General features: G+C 65.6%; 9 protein-coding genes. 3 read left to right on the top strand and 6 right to left on the bottom strand.

Features of this window, described 5'->3' with window-relative positions; translation table 11 throughout:
• Window positions 1-292 precede the first annotated feature (292 nt).
• The 5 genes from recD to BM194_RS02060 all read right to left on the bottom strand — a co-directional run bounded on the left by recD (window position 293) and on the right by BM194_RS02060 (window position 12,218).
• Window positions 293-2,539: an exodeoxyribonuclease V subunit alpha gene (recD, locus tag BM194_RS02080; protein ID WP_092843149.1), complete on the bottom strand. Its 2,247-nt coding sequence runs from the start codon at window positions 2,537-2,539 to the stop codon at window positions 293-295.
• Window positions 2,536-6,312: an exodeoxyribonuclease V subunit beta gene (gene recB / locus BM194_RS02075; RefSeq protein ID WP_092843146.1), complete on the bottom strand. Its 3,777-nt coding sequence runs from the start codon at window positions 6,310-6,312 to the stop codon at window positions 2,536-2,538. The genes recD and recB overlap by 4 nt, the downstream gene beginning before the upstream one ends.
• Window positions 6,309-9,902: an exodeoxyribonuclease V subunit gamma gene (recC, locus tag BM194_RS02070; RefSeq protein ID WP_092843144.1), complete on the bottom strand. Its 3,594-nt coding sequence runs from the start codon at window positions 9,900-9,902 to the stop codon at window positions 6,309-6,311. The genes recB and recC overlap by 4 nt, the downstream gene beginning before the upstream one ends.
• Before the next feature lie 142 nt (window positions 9,903-10,044).
• Window positions 10,045-10,803, bottom strand: a complete 759-nt coding sequence (locus BM194_RS02065; protein ID WP_092843141.1) for a sporulation protein — start codon at window positions 10,801-10,803, stop codon at window positions 10,045-10,047.
• Between the two features lie 86 nt (window positions 10,804-10,889).
• On the bottom strand, window positions 10,890-12,218 hold the full coding sequence (locus BM194_RS02060) for a DUF2254 domain-containing protein (protein ID WP_092843139.1): 1,329 nt from the start codon (window positions 12,216-12,218) through the stop codon (window positions 10,890-10,892).
• A 252-nt stretch (window positions 12,219-12,470) separates the two neighbouring features.
• Here BM194_RS02060 and BM194_RS02055 point away from each other — a divergent pair, with 252 nt between their 5' ends.
• The gene (locus BM194_RS02055) at window positions 12,471-13,619 is read left to right on the top strand and encodes an ADP-ribosylglycohydrolase family protein (RefSeq protein ID WP_177223314.1); all 1,149 of its coding nucleotides are present in this window, start codon (window positions 12,471-12,473) and stop codon (window positions 13,617-13,619) included.
• Window positions 13,620-13,712: 93 nt separating this feature from the next.
• A complete protein-coding gene (locus BM194_RS02050; RefSeq protein WP_092843135.1) occupies window positions 13,713-15,188 on the top strand; it encodes a protein adenylyltransferase SelO in 1,476 nt (491 codons plus the stop codon).
• On the opposite strand, the gene BM194_RS02045 is transcribed toward BM194_RS02050, so the two are convergent.
• Window positions 15,189-16,124 carry a LysR family transcriptional regulator gene (locus tag BM194_RS02045; protein ID WP_092843133.1) on the bottom strand — a complete coding sequence of 312 codons (936 nt, stop codon included), beginning with the start codon at window positions 16,122-16,124 and terminating at the stop codon, window positions 15,189-15,191.
• 151 nt (window positions 16,125-16,275) lie between these two features.
• On the opposite strand from BM194_RS02045, the gene BM194_RS02040 reads away from it, so the two are divergent.
• Entirely contained in the window at window positions 16,276-17,775 is a 1,500-nt protein-coding gene (locus tag BM194_RS02040; RefSeq protein ID WP_092843131.1) for a CoA-acylating methylmalonate-semialdehyde dehydrogenase, read from the top strand.
• Window positions 17,776-17,807: the final 32 nt, after the last annotated feature.

Genomic DNA, 17,807 nt, shown 5'->3' with positions numbered 1-17,807 from the left:
CTAAGGGGCGACGACTACGGTTGTGCCCCTTAGCTATTGTCGAAAGGAAAAAGCCCGCTTTGCAGGCGCTCTCAAGTCATCTTATGTCGAAGGGTTCCCTAATGAGACTCATCCATGAGTCAATGAGTAAAGCATGGTTATTTTTTAGAGAAGACTAAGAAGAGAGCGTGCTGTTCTGTTAATAACCCTGTCTATAATTAGAAAGGCGAGTGTGCCGACTCACTCCATCTCATTTAATTACCTGAATCGAACCGGTACATGATCGCTTTGAGCCGAATTCTGACTTTGTTATTCACGTCAAACCACTCACCCGCGTCACTTCCCGCAGCACCGCTTCATCCAGTATCCCGCGCCCGCTTTCTGCCAAGGTAAACCAATCCTTGGCACGCGTAATGCCCGTATAGATCAATTCTCTCGTCAAGATGGGGTTGGGGGCGTCGGGTAGCACCAATGCGGTGTGCGTGAATTCCGAGCCCTGGGACTTATGGACGGTCATGGCGAAGACGGTTTCCACCGCCTGCAGGCGGCTGGGCAGTACCCACTTGATGCGTCCGCTGCCGTCGTTGCTGGGGAAGGCGGCGCGCAGCATCGTCTCGCCGGGTTGGCCGGGCAGTGGCAGGGCGAGGGTGATACCGATGTCGCCATTCATCAGCCCCAGGCTGTAGTCGTTGCGAGTGACGAGCACCGGCCGGCCAAGATACCAGCCGCGTTCGAGTTCGGCGTCGCTGGCGTGAATCAGCCCTTGGCGGCGCAGGGCGCGGGCGATACGCGGGTTCAGGCCTTCCACACCCCATGGGCCCTTGCGCAGCGCGCACAGCAACTGGAAGCGGCCATAGGCGTCGATGACGGCGCGTGCCCAGGCATCGAAGGTCTCGCGGTCGTGCTCCAGGTCGGCGTCGGCGGGTGGGCGATGCCCGGCCAGTGTTTCCAGATAGTGCCGGTAGCCGGTGGGTGGCGGCAGTTCGCCGTCGCGCCCAGCACGTCCGCGGCCCTTGTTGAGAAAGCCGTTGGGGTTGCCGTCGACCACCAGCCGGTCCAGCGCCGGGTCGTCGCTGTCGCTCAGGCGCAGGTGGGCGATATCCGCATAGCCCTGCTGAAAGACACCCCGCACTGCGCGGCGCTTGTCCTTGGGTTGATGGTCGCTGGACAGTGGGCGGTTCACGGCCTGGGCCAACTGACCGATGCCGCTGCTGGCATCGAAGCGGTGGCTCACGCGCAGCATGGCAATGGCCTGATCCAGTGCCTGGCCGTGGTCGCTCTGATAACGCTCGGGTAGCGTGGCGCCCGCGACCTGAGCCAGCCAATTGCTGGTCTCGGGGGTGTAGTGAGCGGCCTCGGCACGCTGGCACAGGTCGCCGAGCACGGCACCGGCTTCCACGGAGGCAAGCTGGTCCTTGTCGCCCAGCAGTACCAGCCGCGCGCGTGGCGGCAGGGCGCCGAGCAGGGCGGCCATCATTTCGATATCGACCATCGAGGCTTCATCGACCACCAGCACGTCGAGGCTCAGGCGGTTGCTGGGGTTGTAGCGGAAGTGGCGCGTATCCGGCCGTGAACCGAGCAGGCGGTGCAGCGTGGTGACCTCGGTGGGGATCGCTTCGCGCAGCGTTCGGATATCCACGCCGTCGGTGCTGGCCGCCGTGGCGAGTTCCAGCAACGAGAGGCCTTCGACCTGCTTGGCGATGGACTCGTTGAGGCGCGCGGCGGCCTTGCCGGTCGGGGCGGCCAGGCGAATGCGCAGGGGCCGGTCGCTGCCCTTGCCCTGTTGCTGGCCAAGCTGCAAGGCCTGGAGCAGGGCGAGCAGGCGCACCACGGTGGTGGTCTTGCCGGTACCGGGACCGCCGGTGATTACCGAGAAGCGCGAACGGGCAGCCAGGGCGCAGGCGAGCTTCTGCCAGTCGAGCTGGGCGTCGTCATGCGCCTGGGTGGCGGTCGCTTCGCCGAACAATGCCTCGAGCGCCTGCCTCAGGGTATCGGTCGGCGGTGTGGGCAAGTCGTTCGTCAGTCGGCCGTGCAGGGCGTGGCGGATGTCCTGCTCATATTGCCAGTAGCGGCGCAGGTAGAGGCGTGTGCTGCCGGCGGTATCCAGTCGTACGAGCGGGGTATTGCCGGCGCGGCCGTGGTTGGCCTCGCCGACCAGCATCGGATCGGTCAGTGCGGCGCGCCAGGTGTCGAGGTGCAGACCGTCGAGAATCTCGCTGGGCAGCGGCGGCGGGTCGCTGAGGTCGTCGCCTTCCGGTGGCAGCGAGAGCGCCAGGTTGGGCGCGGCCAGGGTCTGGGCGAGGTCCAGGCATACATGCCCACGGCCGAGCTGATGGCTGGCCAGCGCGGCGGCGAGCAGCAGCAGCGGGTGCCCGTCGCCGACTTCGCGATGCAGGAACACCACCAGCGCGCGGTCCAGCGGGCGCAGCCAGCCGCGATCCACCCAGCGCTGCAGCAGCGCCAGCAGCGCAGCGTGATCGTGCCAGGCGGCATGCGAGACGTCCCGCTGCGGCCTGTCCGCCTCGGGGTTGAGGTCATCGAACAGGTCGAGTTCCTTCATGCCGGTGTCTCCATGGCCTGGGTGTGAGTGGACTCGGGAGCATCGCCACGGAACAGCGCGTCCAGGGCCTCGATCAATTGGCGTGGGGGGCGCTCGGCGTGCACGCCACGGCTGGCGGCATGGGTGCCGCGCAGGAACACCGTCAGTGAACCGCCGATGTGGCGCTCGTAGTCATAATCCGGCAGGCGTGCCTTGAGCAGGCGGTGCAGCGCGAGCAGGTAGAGCGCGTACTGCAGGTCGTAGCGCTTCTCGGCGACGGCGGCACGCATCGCCTCACTCGTGTAGGCGCTGTCGTCCAGGCCCAGATGGTTGGACTTCCAGTCGGCCACGTAATAACGACCCTGATGCTCGAACACCAGGTCGATGAAGCCCTTGAGCATGCCGTTGAGCCTGTCGCGTTCGGCGCGCGGCCTTGGCATGCCGTGCAGGGTATGGCGGCGCACCAGTTCGTCGAGCACGGGCGCGTCGACCTGGTTGGCCGCGAACCAGAACTCCATCTCGACCTGATAGGCATTCAGGTCTTCCAGGCGCACCTCGTCGGTCATGCCGTTCGCACTGGGCAGCGGCAGGGGGCGGCTCAACAGGTCGGCCAGCCACTCGTCCAGCGTGGGTAGCCACTGACTCCAGCCGCGCAGGTTGCAGCGCCGCGCCAGGGTGTCCTCGCGCTGGGCGGGATGAGCGTTCACTTGGGCGAAACCCTGCTGACCGGCCCACTCGAGGATGCCATGCAGGAAGGTGCCGGGACCGGGGCCGCGTGGAAAACGGTGAAGGCTGGGCACCGGCGCGTCGGGTTCGGAACTGTCGCGGGGCTCGGCCATGACCTCGAAGGCGGTGGCTTCGACGGCAGTCGCCGGTTCGAACGGTGTCGACTCGTTTGTGGTGCTTGCCGTGGACTCGATGGGCGCAAACGTCGTTTCGGGGGCGATGGCTGGAGCCTCGCCGGAGAAGCGCAGCGCCGAATAGCTGGCGATCCACCAGTGCTCGCGGGCGCGGCGCAGCGGCTGGCGCACTTCACCAAGCAGCGGTTGTTTGTCGTCCAGACTGATGACGCGGCGAGTGATCTCTGGCGCGGGGCACAATTCAATCGACTCGCAGCGGCCCTTGAGTGTGGCCAGCATATTGCCGAAGTTGGACGGCGCGATGGCTTCGCCGTTGGCCAGCAGTTGCCCCACGGCGCAGCTTTCCATGCCCTTGAGCGGCGCCATGCCCAGCCAGGTGGCGTGGCGGGCGCGGGTCAGCGCGACGTAGAGCTTGCGTAGGTCCTCACCGAGGCGCTCGCGGTCGGCACGCTCGAGGATGGCCTCGTCGGCTTCCAGGCTGATCTGCAGCCTGCCGGCATCGTCGTGCCAGCGCAGCGGCGAGTCGTCCTTCTTGGTCGGGCGGTGGCTGCAGATGAAGGGCAGGAACACCAGTGGGTACTCCAGGCCCTTGGACTTGTGGATAGTGACCACCTGGACCAGATCGGCATCGCTTTCCAGGCGCAGCTTGTGGGCGTCGCCCTGGCCCTGCGGGTCGGCGATGGCCTCGGCGAGAAAGCGGATCAGCGCATGCTCGCCGTCGAGTTCCTGGCTGGCCTGCTGAAGCAACTCGCCCAGGTGAAGCAAATCAGTGAGTAGGCGTTCACCATCGCTGGCGGGCCCGTCGGCGAGCAGCCGGGCGGGTACGGCGAAGTCGTTCATCACCCGGCGCAGCAGTGGCAGCACGCCCTGGAACTGCCACTGGCGGTGATAATCGCGGAACTGCATGACCCGGCCTTCCCAGGCCAGTTCGTCCTCATTCAAGGCATCGAGTTCGGGCAGGTCGAGCCCCAGCGCGGGCGTGGCCAGGGCAGCACGCAGCTTGCGGTCGTCGTCGGGCTCGGCGCAGGCCCGCAGCCAGGTTTCGACCTGTGGCGCGATGGGCGAGGTGAACACCTTGTCCTTGTCGGACAGGTACACGCTCTTCACCCCGCGCCGGGCCAGTGCCTGGCGGATGGCCCGGGCTTCACCCAGGCCGTTGACCAGCACCGCCATGTCGGAGGGCCTGAGTGGCTTGAAAGTGTCATCACTACGGAAGCCGGCGCGGCCGTGCTGGCCATGGTCGAGTAGCTCGACCATGGCGCTGGCGCAGCGTTCGGCCATCTCGGTGTGATAGGCACCCTTGGCCAGCGGCTCGTCGCTTTCCAGTTGCCACAGGGTCATGGCCGACAGCGGCTGGCCGTTCAGGGTGAGTGCGTCCTTGCGCCCCTTGGCCGCGACGGTATTGAACGGGACGGGATTGCTGCCGTCCTTGCCCTTGAACAGGAACGCGCCGGGCGGGTGCTGCTCGGCATGCGCGAAGCAACGGTTGACTGCCTCGACCATCGGCGTGCAGGAACGGAAGTTGGTGCCCAGCGTGACATGCCGGCCTGCCGTATCGCGGCGCGCCTGCAGGTAAGTGTGAATGTCGGCGCCGCGGAAGGCGTAGATCGCCTGCTTGGGGTCGCCGATCAAGAACACGCCGTTGTCGCGGCGGTTCTCCTTGATGCGGTAGATGCAGTCGAAGATGCGGTACTGCACCGGGTCGGTATCCTGGAACTCGTCGATCAGCGCCACCGGGAACTGGCGGCGGATCTGTGCGCCCAGCGCTTCGCAGTTGCCCCCGGCCAGGGCGCGGTCGAGATGAGTCAGCAGTTCGTTGGGGCCCATCTCGGCGCGGCGCAGTTGCTCGCGCTCCAGGCGCGCGCGGCACCAGTGCACGGCATGAAGCAGCAGCGTGGCGCGCGGCTCGGGCAACGCCTCGAGTTCGGTCTGTAACTCGACGATGGCACTGAGCGCGGGGTGATCGGGTGGCTCGCCCTTGAGCCAGATCTCGGCCATGCCGTTCGGTGTCAGGCGCTTCCAGGCGGCCTCGGTCAGCGCCGGTCGCACGTCGTCACCCTGACACCAATCACGTAACGCGCCCAGCCAGTTGGCGCGGCTGCGGGCATTGAAGCTCTGGCCCTTGAAGGCCTTGCGCTTGGCGGCGTCCTCGAACAGGGCTTCGCACTCATCCACCCATTGCGACCAGGGCGCCTTGAGCTCGGCGAGACGCTGAGCAGTCGCTTCCCGGGCTTCATTCAGCGCCTCGTCGGGCGGCGGCGCGCCCTCGGGCAGGGCGTCGCACTCGGGCAGCAGTCGGCAGATATGCTCGTAGAGTGTGTCGGGCGACTGCCAGTAGCGCATCACCGCGGGCAGCTCGTCGACGCTCATCGGGTAGTAGAAGCTGCGCCAGTAGTCGCGCACCACTTCGCTGATCAGCTCGCTCTGGTCGTTTTCTAGGTTGAGCGAGAACAGGCTGCCACTGTCGAAGGCATGCTCGCGCAGCATGCGATAGCACCAGCTGTGGATGGTCGAGACGGCGGCCTCGTCCATCCACTCGGCGGCCAGTTGCAGGCGGCGTGCGCAGGCTGGCCAGGTGGCCGGGTCGTACTCGTCGCGCAGCTGGAGCAGGAGCGGATCGGCCGGCTTGGCGGTGGCCTCGCTGGTGTCGGTCTGCGCGCCGGCACGAAACACCTCGGCAGCCTCGACCAGGCGGTGACGGATACGCTCGCGCAGTTCCTGGGTGGCGGCGTTGGTGAAGGTCACCACCAGGATTTCCGGCGGCGTCAGCGGCCGGGCGAAGGCGGCGGGATCGTCGTCGCGGCGCGCACCAAGCACCAGGCGCACATAGAGCAGGGCGATGGTGAAGGTCTTGCCGGTGCCGGCGCTGGCTTCGATCAGTCGGCTGCCGTGCAAGGGAAAGTTGAGTGGATCAAGCTGCGTGACATCGCTCATTTTCCGCCTCCCTTCACGGCGTGGTACACGGGGGCCAGCAAGCGCTCGCTCAGGGTGGCGAAGGCATAGGGCGTGCCGAGATGCGTCTGGTAGAGCGTGGCGAAGGTCGCCCAGCGGTGGGCCAGGTACGGGTCGCGGCCGACCTCGCCGGCCACGAAGTCATCGCCCTGGAAGGCGCTGATCGCCGCTTTCCAGGCATCGCTGTCCGGCGTGCTTTCCGGGTTGCCTTCCTTGCCCAGCCAGGCGAAGGCGGTGCCGGTGGCCAACGGCAGGGGGGATTGCATGCCGACCTGCCAGGCATCAATCAGGGCGCGCAAGTGCTCGCGGGCCACGGCGGGATCGAGCGGTGGCAATGTGATGTTGCCCGCCTTGGAGAGCAGGCGCGTGGTCAGCGGCGCGTCGTCAGGGTGAGACGTAAGGTGTCCCGCCAGGTGCGCCACCCAGGGGCGAAGCAGGTGGTGCCAGTTGTAGCGGTTCTTTTTCACCAGGCTGCTGCTGATAAGCAGCAGGCGACAGCGGTTGCCGGCGTCGTCGTGGCGCAGATCGCCCAGCCAGTCTTCCAGCAGCGGGCCGCCGGGAATTGCCAGGCGTACCGGCGCCGGCTCATCAAACGCGTAAGGCCACTCATCCAAGGCCTGGCGATAGTCGTCGAACAGCGCTTCCATGGGCTCGGCCAGGGAATCGCGCATGCGTTCCCCAAAGGCGCCCATGGCCAGCACGCCCTGGCCCTGCAGGGTATCGAGCATGTCGCTCAGTGCCGCCTCGCGGGAGTGGCCGCTGTCCACGGCCTGACGCTGGGCCTGGATCAACAGGTCCTGCAGTTGCCACTGTTCCAGCCCGTCGAGGGCGAAGGGCTCCTGGTCGAGGCTGACGATATCCTCGCGCTCCAGGTAGACCTTGAGCCGAGTGTTGAAGAACGCCTTGGCGGGGTTGCGCAGGAAGCTGCCGAGTTGGTGCAGCGTCAGTGGCGTATCCTGTTCGAAGTCGGCCAGAACGTCTGATCTCGACGAGACGCTCAGCGCCTCGTTGTCCGTCGCTTCGTGATGCACGGCTCGCCACTCATGGGCATAGGTCACCAGCCGACGTGCCGCCACGTTGCGCGCGGCGTACTCCTCGGCGGCAGGGAAGTAGGCGCGGCTGAACGGTTGCAATGGATGAAAGGTGGTCAGCGCGCCGAGCAGGTCGGTGTCGTCGTCAGTGCGCCAGCCGGCCGCCAGATGGTCGCGCAACTGGCCGACCAGCACCGAGGCCGGCTTCTCGCTGTTGTCGACGATACTGCGACCCACCCAACTGACGTAGAACTGCTGGCGCGACGAGAGCAGCGCCTCGAGGAACAGGTAACGGTCGTCCTCGCGGCGCGAGCGGTCGCCGGGACGGTAGTCGCCGTTCATCAGGTCGAAGTCGATGGGCGGATGGCTGCGCGGGTAGTCGCCGTCGTTCATGCCCAGCAGGCAGACACGCTGGAAGGGGATGGCGCGCATCGGCATCAGCGTGGCGAAGTTGACCGCGCCGGCCATGAAGCGCTGCGACAGGGTCTGCTCGTCGATCTGGTCAAGCCAGTGCTCGCGCACGATGGACAGCGGCAGGTCGCGGGTCAGGCCGGCCTCCAACGCGCTTTCCTGCCAGGTTTGCAGGGCCTGTTCGAGTTGGGTAAGCACCAGGCTGTCGCGGGCCTCGTCGGCGAAGAAACAGGCCTCGAGCAGGGCGCGCAGGCGCGTGCCCCAGCCGACCACGTCGGTCTCGCCGCGCAGCGCGTGCCACTGGTCCTCGAGGGTCTCCAGCAGCGTCGCCAGCGGGCCGGCGAGCTGCGCTTCCAGTCCGCCGATGTCATCGAACGGCTCGATATCCCGCCAGGCGCCATCGGCGGCGCTGCCCACGGTGTAGCCCAGCAGCAGGCGGCGCAGGCCGAAGGTCCAGGTGTTCTGTTCCATGCCGTCGGGCAGGTCGAGGCTGCGGCGCTGCAGGCCGTGCAGGCCCCAGCGGATACCGGCGCCGTGAATCCAGCGGCGAAGGGTGGGCAGGTCGTCCTCGGCGATGCCGAAGCGCGTGCGCAGCGCGGGCACGTCGAGCAGGTCGAGCAGGTCGCTGACCGACAGGCGCAGCTCGGGCAGGCGCAGCAGCTTTTCCAGTGCGATCAGCAGCGGCAGGCGGTGGCGGCTGCCCTGGTCCGACAGCGTGAAGGGGATGTGGCGCGGGTCGTCGGTTGGCATCTGCCCGAACACTGCCTGGATGTGCGGCGCGTAGCTGTCGATGTCCGGCACCATGACGATCACGTCACGCGGGCGCAGGCTCGGGTCGGCGCTGAACGCGGCGAGCAGCTGGTCGTGAAGGATCTCGACTTCACGCTGGGCACTGTGGGCGACATGGAAGACCACCGAGTCATCGCGGTGGGTGTCCACGGCCGGCCAGCGCTCGCGGGTCTCGTGCAGCGGGCGCAGCTCGCGAATGTCGTCCTGCAGCTGGTGCAGCAGGCAGCCGTCGCCGTTCGAGTCGAACAGGTCGATGCGCAGCGACTCGGCGGCGAACAGGCGTTCGTACTGCTGGGTGTCGTCGTGCTCGTCGAGCAGGCGCAGGTAATCGCGGCCCTGCTTGCCCCACGCCGCCAGCAGCGGCTGGGCATGCAAGTGCAGGTCGGCCTCGCCGTCACCGTCGCCGATCACGTCGAGGCGCTCGGGCATGCCGTCCTTGCGTGCCTGGCGAAAACGCCGTGCGCGCAGCAGGTCCTTGTGTTCGATGATGTCCGCCCAGTAGTGCTGGCAGGGGTTATGTACGCACAGCACCACCTGGCAGCAGCGGGCGATGGCGGCCATCGCCTCGAGCGCCTGTTGCGGCAGCGAGGAGATGCCGAACACCATGACCCGGCGCGGCAGGCCCGGCGGGCGATTCTCGGGCGTCAGTGCCTGGGCGGCATCGAGAAAGCGCCGGTGGACCATGGCGCGGCTGGAGTCGATGCCATCGCTACCCACGTCCTCGCGGATGGCGCGCCACAGCTCGGGCTGCCAGCGCTGGCCTTCATCCAGCGGGCGGGACTCGCCACGCGCGGTGATCAGCACGTCCTCGCCGCGCCCCCAGGCATCCAGCCAGTCGGCGCGGTAGACCTGGTACTGGTCGAACAGGTCGGCCAGGCGCTCGGCCAGCTGGTGGTGCTTGCGCAGGTCGCCATCGCCATCCAGGAACTGCTTGAGCGGCGCGAAGGTGTCGTGCGTCATCAGTTCGGGCAACAGACGCAGCAGGCGCCAGGTCAGCCGCGCCTTGTCGAACGGCGAGGTCGAGGGCACGGCAGCGGGATCGTTCTCGATATGGGTAAGAACGGCGCGGTAGGCCTGCCATAGAAAGCGTGCCGGCAGGGTGATGTCCAGCGCGGCAGCAATGCCGGAGCCGCCGGTGCCGGCCTCGTCGGTGTCTGCGGCGAGCGCCAGCTTCATCCACTGGGCGATGCCGTTGCTCTGTACCAGGATGACTTCGTTTTCCAGCGGCGCCAGCGGATGACGCTTCATCCATTCCACCGCCACGCCGCGCAGGTCTTCCAGGCGATTGCCATGGACGACCATGAAGCCGGGCTGCAGGGCGTCGTTAGAAAACAGGGACATGGCGCTTCCTTGATGCGGGGCGGTCGAACACGTTCCAACCATACCGGACTGGACGAGGCGCGGGAATAAACCATGTCGCGGTCACCACTGCAAGCGCCGATGCTCGCCGGGCACCGGCGCTTGCGTCATCAGCCAGGCGGGGTCAGGACAGGTTCCGTGCCAGGGCATCCTGCAGGGTCTGCCGGGTTTCGTTGCCGTGCAGGGTCAGGCGGTGGAATTGCTCGTCGGTGCCGGTCATCTCGGCAAACATCGAGCCGAGGCCGCGCGCCTTGGTATCGCGCTGTATCAGCAGATCGAGCACCCCTTCGCGGGAGGGCAGAAAGGCCAGTTCCGCCTCGTCGAGGTGCGAGAAGCGCCCACCGCGCTCGGGCTTGAACTCGAACTCCTGGACGAAGCCGGTCTGCGGGTTCATCCGCGAGCGGTTCAGCGGTGCCTCAGTCAGGCGAAAGCCCAGGGCCGCCATGGCGTCGAGCACGTTCTCGTGCAGCGGCGCGGGCTGGATGCGCAGGGCGTCCTGGTCGCGCGGGTCGATGGCCATGGCGATGTCTGCTCGAGTCGCGACCCAGGTGCGGGGCTGCTGGCGGCCTATCGACAGCGGCGAGAGCAGCGGGATATCCAATGTGAAATCGTGGACCTGTGATGCACCGGGCTGCACGCTGAGTCGCTCGGTCAGGCTCAGGCGCGCCCAGCTGTGCGGTACACGCACCTTCTTGTCGTCGACTTCCTCAGTGACTTCACTGACCAGGTCCAGGGTCAGGCCGTCGATCTCCTGGGCCACTTCGCCGCCCTTGATGTGAATCTGGCCGCGCAGTGTCTCGCCGGCGCGGACGACATCCGCCTCCAGGCGGGTGTCCACCTGAGCACTGCCGATTCCGATGGCTGCCATCAGTTTGTCGAGCATCTTCGACTCCTTGCCGTGCTGTATGGGAAGTTTGCCAACAGTGCCATGGTGACATGACACGTCATGTCCGGGCGATCTGCATCGGTTTAAATAGTCTCGAACGATTCACGCGACAAGTTGAGCCGATGCGTGCCGCCATCGAGGCGTTCGAGAATGAACCGACTGTCCAGCGAGTCGCTGACCCGGTCGGCCAATGCAGCGACGACGCGTTGCGCATGTGCCTGGATAAGCTCACGTTGCTCGGCATCGGCGAACAGAGACAGGGTCTTGAGTGATTGCAGCAGAGCCAGGCCGATGCTCACGTCGTCGCGTCCGTAATGCAAAATGGGCGTATACAACTTGTAGAGCAGGCTTTCCAGCGACTCCTCGGGCCAGGTGACCCTGACCTGTCCCGTGTCGTCAGCCAGGGTGTTGCAGGGCTGGAACCTGAGCCGCTCGCAGAGCAGCTCGGTGATCTGGTGCAGACACAGCCTGGCGGTGCCCGGGTCGTTGATGCCGGGGGAAAGGGCCTTGATGGCGATCTCCATGAGCTGTGTCAGCCCATTGACGTAGAGGTCCTGGATCGACTCGCCTTCCACGTACTCCAGTTGAGCTCTCACGGCTTCGCACCAGTCATCGTCAAGGGAACGCGCCGTCTCTATCTGCAATATCGGAAAGCCTCTGACGATGAAGTCGCCCAGCGTAAAATTGAAATGAATGGTGACGTTTGACTGCTTGGCCAGGTTGGCCAACTCGTCGAGATGGGTGCGCTGGATATAGCCACTCTGCCGGGCATGAATGATATGGCAGTTGGCAGGCACTCGACGATCGCTGGCGTAGCACCATCGGGACTGGGCCTGCCTGGCCTGAAGCCCTTCCATGGATTGCAGCGCGGAGCGATGCAGTTCCTGCGTGACGGCATTGATCTGCACGGATTGGGAGGCGTTGTGAATGAAGTAGACGAACAGTGCCAGGCAGTGGATCACCATCGCGGCGCCCAGGTAGACGGCCAGTGAACGCCAGAGATCGGGGGTCCTGCCATCCTCCGGCACCATCAGCAGCACCAGGATGAACAGGATCGTGCCCAGGTAATGGCCCAGCACCTGCTGATGGCGACGCTCCGTGACCAGTCCGAAAACCAGCTTATGGGAAAAGTTACCCCCTGCCTGGCTGAGTACCGACATGACCATCGAAAAGCTGAACACCATCAGCGAGATCATCCCAGCAATCAGTGTCGCCAGTAGCGTGCGTGCCGTATCCGGGTCGTCGAAGTTCACGAACTCGAGAAAATCCGGCAGCACGGAGGCATCGACGGGGAGCAGCACCACGAGCAGTGCCAGGCCCAGGTAAACCAGGGTAATCAGGCTGGTCAGGTACGCGATGCTCTGGCGAAAGCGGTTCAGTACTCGCAAGGGCCAGGTCAATGGTTTGGGCATTTAGGTCATCTCCGTTCGAGGTTGAACCTACTATAGGACGCCCGGTTCCAAGACAGTGAGCAACAGGTAGACGCCACGGGAATGAGAGAGATGGTGCGACGCCGATGAGCGGGGTGGTCGTGTGGCCTTGATGAAGGCGAGTCTCGTCTGGTTCTCGAGTCGTAACCTGCTCGGAGTTAGGTGGCGAACGACACGTGTTGTCGTATGCTGGCCCTAGCCTTGCTCCTAGAGCCATGGGGCGGGAGGTCGAGTATGAATACGGCACAACGGATCGAACTGACACAGGCTTGCCTGTTGGGTGGAGCTATCGGCGATGCCTTGGGCGCGCCGATCGAATCGCAGGGATGGGACAAGATCGTCGCACAGTTCGGTCCCGACGGGGTGAGCGACCTGCTGGGGCTCGGTGGCGTGCGGGGAGGCGTCAGTGGGGCGACCCAGACGATGTTGTTTACTGCCGAGGGGATGTTGCGCGCTTATGTGCGTATCCAGGAGCGTGACATCTACGATCCGGTCGCCGTCATTCATCATGCCCTGATGCGCTGGGCAGTCACCCAGGGCGTCACGCCGACTGTCGCCGGTGTCGACCGGAATAATGGACTGGTCGTCAATCCACAGCTTCACCAGCGACACTTTCCCGACGAGACATGCCTGAAGGCTCTGCAACAGGCCCCGGCCTTTACCTCGCTGCCACGCAATGCGGTCAACGGCAGTGCTGCCCTGGCGCGAGCCGCGGCCATCGGGCTGTTTCCCTGGAGTGACTTTCTGCTCCGGCATCGTGAGCGAGCCTTCTCGGTGGCCTGCGAGGCCGCCCGCCTGACCCATGGCCACCCCTGCGCTTATCTTGGTGCCGGTGTGTTCGCTTACCTGATCAATGGTCTGCTCGAAAGCGAGCAATCCCTCGAGACGCTGCTGCCCCAGGCGCTGACCTTCATGGATAGCGGAGCCTGCATCGATTTTTACATCGAGAACGATGACGAACGGGCCAGCCTGTCGCGTTGCCAGGCGGAGATTCGTTTTCTGCTCGATGCGGTCCGTGAGTTGCATGCCCAGGGCAGCGTGCCCAGCCCGCAGGGGATTGCGGCGCTCGGTGCCGGACGAACCGCTCAGGAAGCCTTGGCCGTCGCGACATGGTGTGCGTTGGCTGCCGGGAATTACCGGCAGGGCGTGCTGTGGGCGGTGAACCATGGCGGTGACAGCAAGGACGCCGGCCTGCTCGCCGGCAATCTGCTCGGCCTTCGCTTCGGTCTCGGCGGGCTGCCCCAGGCGTGGGTCGCCGCGCTGGAACTGCAGGACTCGATGGAGCGGCTGGGGCATGACCTGCAATGGCTGCCGCAGGTCTATGTGGGCCATGGGCACGGCGAGTATGATGACGAGCTGAGCCGACGCTATCCCCCGTCCTGATCCTGTTTCCTGCCGGCATCCTTGCCGGGCATGGCCTACGCTGATCGGGACAGGATGTCATTCGTCATTCGGCTGGATGCCGCTGGAGTTGCGATGTTTCCCGCGTTTTCGTTGCACTATGCACGACTGCCGGAGCGTTTCTTTGAACGCTTCGACCCCGTTCCCGTGAAGGCGCCCGAACTGGTCGCCTTCAACCGCCCGCTGGCCGAGGAGCTCGGCTTCGACATCGAGGCCTTCGATGCCGGGCAGGCGGCGGCCTGGTTCTCGGGCAACTCGGTACCGCCGGGGGCCGAGCCGCTGGCCATGGCCTATGCCGGCCATCAGTTCGGCAACTTCGTGCCGCGGCTGGGCGACGGCCGCGCCGTGCTGCTCGGTGAGGTTACCGACCGGCATGGACGGCTGCGCGATCTTCACCTCAAGGGCGCCGGGCGTACGCCGTTCTCGCGTGGCGGCGACGGCCGTGCACCGCTGGGGCCGGTGCTGCGCGAATATCTAGTCAGCGAGGCGATGCATGCCTTGGGTATCCCGACCACGCGGGCGCTGGCCGCAGTCACCACCGGCGAGCGTGTCGTGCGCCGGGTGCCCGAGCCCGGTGGAGTCGTCACGCGGGTGGCGTCGAGCCATATCCGCGTGGGGACGTTTCAGTATTTCGCTGCGCGTGGTGACATCGAGGGCGTGCGCGAACTGGCCGATCACGTCATCGAGCGCCACTTTCCGGAGCTGAGCGAACGCCCCGAGGGTGAGCGCTATCTGGGCCTGCTGGAAGCGGTGCAGGCGCGTCAGGCGGCGCTGGTCGCGCGCTGGATGGGCGTGGGCTTCATTCATGGGGTGATGAATACCGACAACACGGCGGTGTCCGGCGAGACCATCGACTTCGGCCCCTGCGCGTTCATGGAAGCCTACGACCCGCGCACGGTGTTCAGCTCCATCGACGAGGGCAGGCGTTATGCCTATGGCAACCAGCCGGGCATCATCCAGTGGAACCTGGCGCGCTTTGCCGAAACGCTGCTGCCGCTGATCGATACCGAGCAGGAGCGTGCCGTCGAACGCGCCACCCAGGTCATCGAGGCCTATCCCGACCAGTACGGTGCCGAGTGGCTCGCGGTGATGCGCGCCAAGCTCGGCCTGGCGAAGCACGAGGAGGGCGACAGCGAACTGGCCGATTCGCTGCTTGAGGCTCTGCAGGCCGGACGTGCCGACTTCACCCTGAGTTTTCGCCTGCTGGCCGACGTGGCCGAATCCGCCGAGGCCCGGCCGGCACTGTTTGAACTCTTCGAGCGCAGCGAGCCGCTGGAGGCCTGGTTGGAACAGTGGCAGGCGCGGCTGGTGCGTGAAGATGCCGAGCCCCCGACCATTGCCGCACGCATGCGGGCGGTCAATCCGCTCTACATCCCGCGCAACCATAAGGTAGAGGAAGCGCTGTCGGCGGCTTACGAAGGTGACTTCGCACCCTTCGAGGCCTTGCGCGAGGTGCTGGCCAGGCCGTTCGAGGAGCAGCCCGGCCGTGAGTCTTATACGCTGCCGGCCGAACCCAGCGAGCAGGTGTTCCGGACGTTCTGCGGAACGTGATCAGGGCACGACCAGTTCGGCCGATTCACCCATCAGGAATTCGCGGTTGCGCTCGCCGGCGTCGCGCAGGAACTCCCACAGTAGCCTGACCCGGGCAAGCTGGCGCTGTTCCTGGCGCGACACGATCCAGAACTGGCGGTGGATTTCCACTTTGTCGTTAAGCACCCCGACCAGGTCCTTGCAGCCCGAGGCCATGAAGCAGGGCAGGATGGCCAGGCCGGCGCCGTGGCGTGTGGCGCTGCACTGGGTCGAGACGCTGGTGCTGCGCAGGCTGAAATGGGCCGGCGCGCCGTGGCCGGACTCCGCGCCGAGCAAGGGCACCAGGTAGTTGAGCTGCTCACTGAAGATCAGGTCGTCGACGTAGCCGATCAGGCGATGGTGGGACAAGTCGGCCAGCGACCGGGGCGTGCCGTGACGCTGTAGGTAGCCCTGGCTGCCATACAGGCGCAGTGCATAATCGCACAATCGCGATACCACCAGTCCCTGGCTGGTCGGCCGGTCCAGCGTGATCGCCAGGTCCGCCTCGTGACGGCTGAGGTTGATCATGCGCGGCAGGGCCAGCAAGTCCACGGTGATGCCGGGATGACGCTCGCAGAAGGCGGCCAGTAGCGGCGCGATCACCCAGGTGCCGAAACCTTCGGTGACACCCAGGCGAATCTGGCCGCTGACCTGATGATTTTGGTCGGCCAGCGTCTCGCGGGCGTCGATGGCGTGGCGGGCCATTTCCTCGGCATGCCCGAGCAGGCGCTGTCCGGCCTCGGTGAGCCGGTAGCCCCGCGTGCTGCGTTCGAACAGTTGGGTGTTGAGTTGCTTCTCGAAGCGGCGGACGCGACGCGACAGGGTGGAGTGATCCAGCCCCAGGCGACGGGCGGCATCGGTCAGGCGCTCGCAGCGTGCCACTTCGAGAAAAATCTGGATATCCTGCCAGTCCAGCATGTCGTCAGCCTTGTGCATTCATGCACAAGCAATGTGCTGCGCTGCCGGTTGTCTGTCAATTCGCCCTCTGACTAGACTCGAAGAATTGCCACCGCTGCATTTCGCCATGCACGGGCACACCAACAAAGACAACGAACGAGGAGCCGCCACCATGTCCGTCCGAAATGTTTCCCTGTACATCGATGGTCAGCCCGTTCCCTCGCAGTCAGGGGAATGGCGCGACGTGATCAACCCGGCCACCCAGGAAGTCGTGGCGCGCGTGCCGTTCTGTACCGTCGAGGAGGTCGACCGTGCCGTGGCCAGTGCCAAGGCAGCCTTCAAGACCTGGCGCAAGGTACCGCTGGCCAAGCGCATGCGCATCATGCTCAAGTTTCAGGCGTTGATCCGAGAGCACACCGCCGAGATCGCCTCGCTGATCACCGAGGAGCACGGCAAGACCCTGCCGGACGCCGAAGGCGAGGTGGGGCGTGGCCTGGAAGTGGTCGAGCACGCCTGCTCGATCACCACGCTGCAGCTTGGCGAGATCGCCGAGAACGCCGCCAGCGACGTCAATGTCTATTCGCTGAACCAGCCGTTGGGCGTGGGAGCCGGCATCACCGCCTTCAACTTCCCCGTGATGCTGCCGTGTTTCATGTTCCCGCTGGCCATCGCTACGGGCAACACCTTCGTGCTCAAGCCCTCCGAACAGGACCCATCCTCGACCATGCGCCTGGTCGAGCTGGCTCACGAGGCCGGCGTACCTGCCGGGGTGCTCAACGTGGTGCACGGTGGCCCGAACGTGGCCAACCGGCTGTGTGACCACCCCGACATCAAGGCGCTGTCGTTCATCGGTTCGACGCGCATCGGTACCCTGATTCACGAGCGGGCCGGCAAGGCGGGCAAGCGCGTGCAGGCCATGATGGGCGCCAAGAATCACTGCGTGATCATGCCCGACGCCAACCGCAGCCAGGCCATCAACAACATTCTCGGATCGGCCTTCGGCGCCGCCGGGCAGCGCTGCATGGCCAACTCGGTTCTGGTGCTGGTGGGCGAGGCCCGGCAATGGCTCGACGAGATCGTCGAAAAATCCCGCGCCATGAAGGTCGGCCCCGGCACCCAGCGCGACGCTGATCTCGGTCCGCTGGTCTCACCGGCGGCACGCGATCGCGTGTTGCAACTGATCGACACGGGGGAGGGCGAAGGCGCGACATTGGCGCTGGATGGCCGCGACATTCAAGTGGAAGGCTACCCGGACGGCAACTTCGTCGGCCCGACCATCTTCAGTGACGTGACCGCCGACATGACCATCTACAAGGAGGAGATCTTCGGCCCGGTGCTGTGCGTGGCAGGTGTCGAGACGCTGGACGACGCCATCGAGTTCATCAACGCCAACCCCAACGGCAACGGCACGGCGATATTCACCAATTCGGGGTGGGCGGCCAAGCGCTTCGAAAGCGACATCGATGTCGGTCAGGTCGGCATCAACGTGCCGATCCCGGTACCGGTGGCCTACTTCAGCTTCACCGGGTCGCGTGCCTCCAAGCTTGGCGATCTCGGCCCCAACGGCAAGCAGGCCATCGCCTTCTGGACCCAGACCAAGACCGTCACCGCGCGTTGGTTCGAGCCCGAGAACGTCTCCAGCGGTATCAACAGCACGATTTCGATGGGTTGAGTTGCCACCCCTCTGGAATGCCTCCCTTCCGC

Origin of the sequence: Modicisalibacter xianhensis (assembly GCF_900113605.1) — a bacterium.
Classification (GTDB): domain Bacteria; phylum Pseudomonadota; class Gammaproteobacteria; order Pseudomonadales; family Halomonadaceae; genus Modicisalibacter; species Modicisalibacter xianhensis.
The sequence above is the reverse complement of the archived record's forward strand: the minus strand, read 5'-3'. Positions and strand labels throughout refer to the sequence as shown.

What these genes read in the sequence shown, in the direction of transcription:
- recD (WP_092843149.1), bottom strand. Translation starts at nt 2,539, where the DNA reads ATGAAGGAACTCGACCTGTTCGATGACCTCAACCCCGAGGCGGACAGG.
- recB (WP_092843146.1), bottom strand. Translation starts at nt 6,312, where the DNA reads ATGAGCGATGTCACGCAGCTTGATCCACTCAACTTTCCCTTGCACGGC.
- recC (WP_092843144.1), bottom strand. Translation starts at nt 9,902, where the DNA reads ATGTCCCTGTTTTCTAACGACGCCCTGCAGCCCGGCTTCATGGTCGTC.
- BM194_RS02065 (WP_092843141.1), bottom strand. Translation starts at nt 10,803, where the DNA reads ATGCTCGACAAACTGATGGCAGCCATCGGAATCGGCAGTGCTCAGGTG.
- BM194_RS02060 (WP_092843139.1), bottom strand. Translation starts at nt 12,218, where the DNA reads ATGCCCAAACCATTGACCTGGCCCTTGCGAGTACTGAACCGCTTTCGC.
- BM194_RS02055 (WP_177223314.1), top strand. Translation starts at nt 12,471, where the DNA reads ATGAATACGGCACAACGGATCGAACTGACACAGGCTTGCCTGTTGGGT.
- BM194_RS02050 (WP_092843135.1), top strand. Translation starts at nt 13,713, where the DNA reads ATGTTTCCCGCGTTTTCGTTGCACTATGCACGACTGCCGGAGCGTTTC.
- BM194_RS02045 (WP_092843133.1), bottom strand. Translation starts at nt 16,124, where the DNA reads ATGCTGGACTGGCAGGATATCCAGATTTTTCTCGAAGTGGCACGCTGC.
- BM194_RS02040 (WP_092843131.1), top strand. Translation starts at nt 16,276, where the DNA reads ATGTCCGTCCGAAATGTTTCCCTGTACATCGATGGTCAGCCCGTTCCC.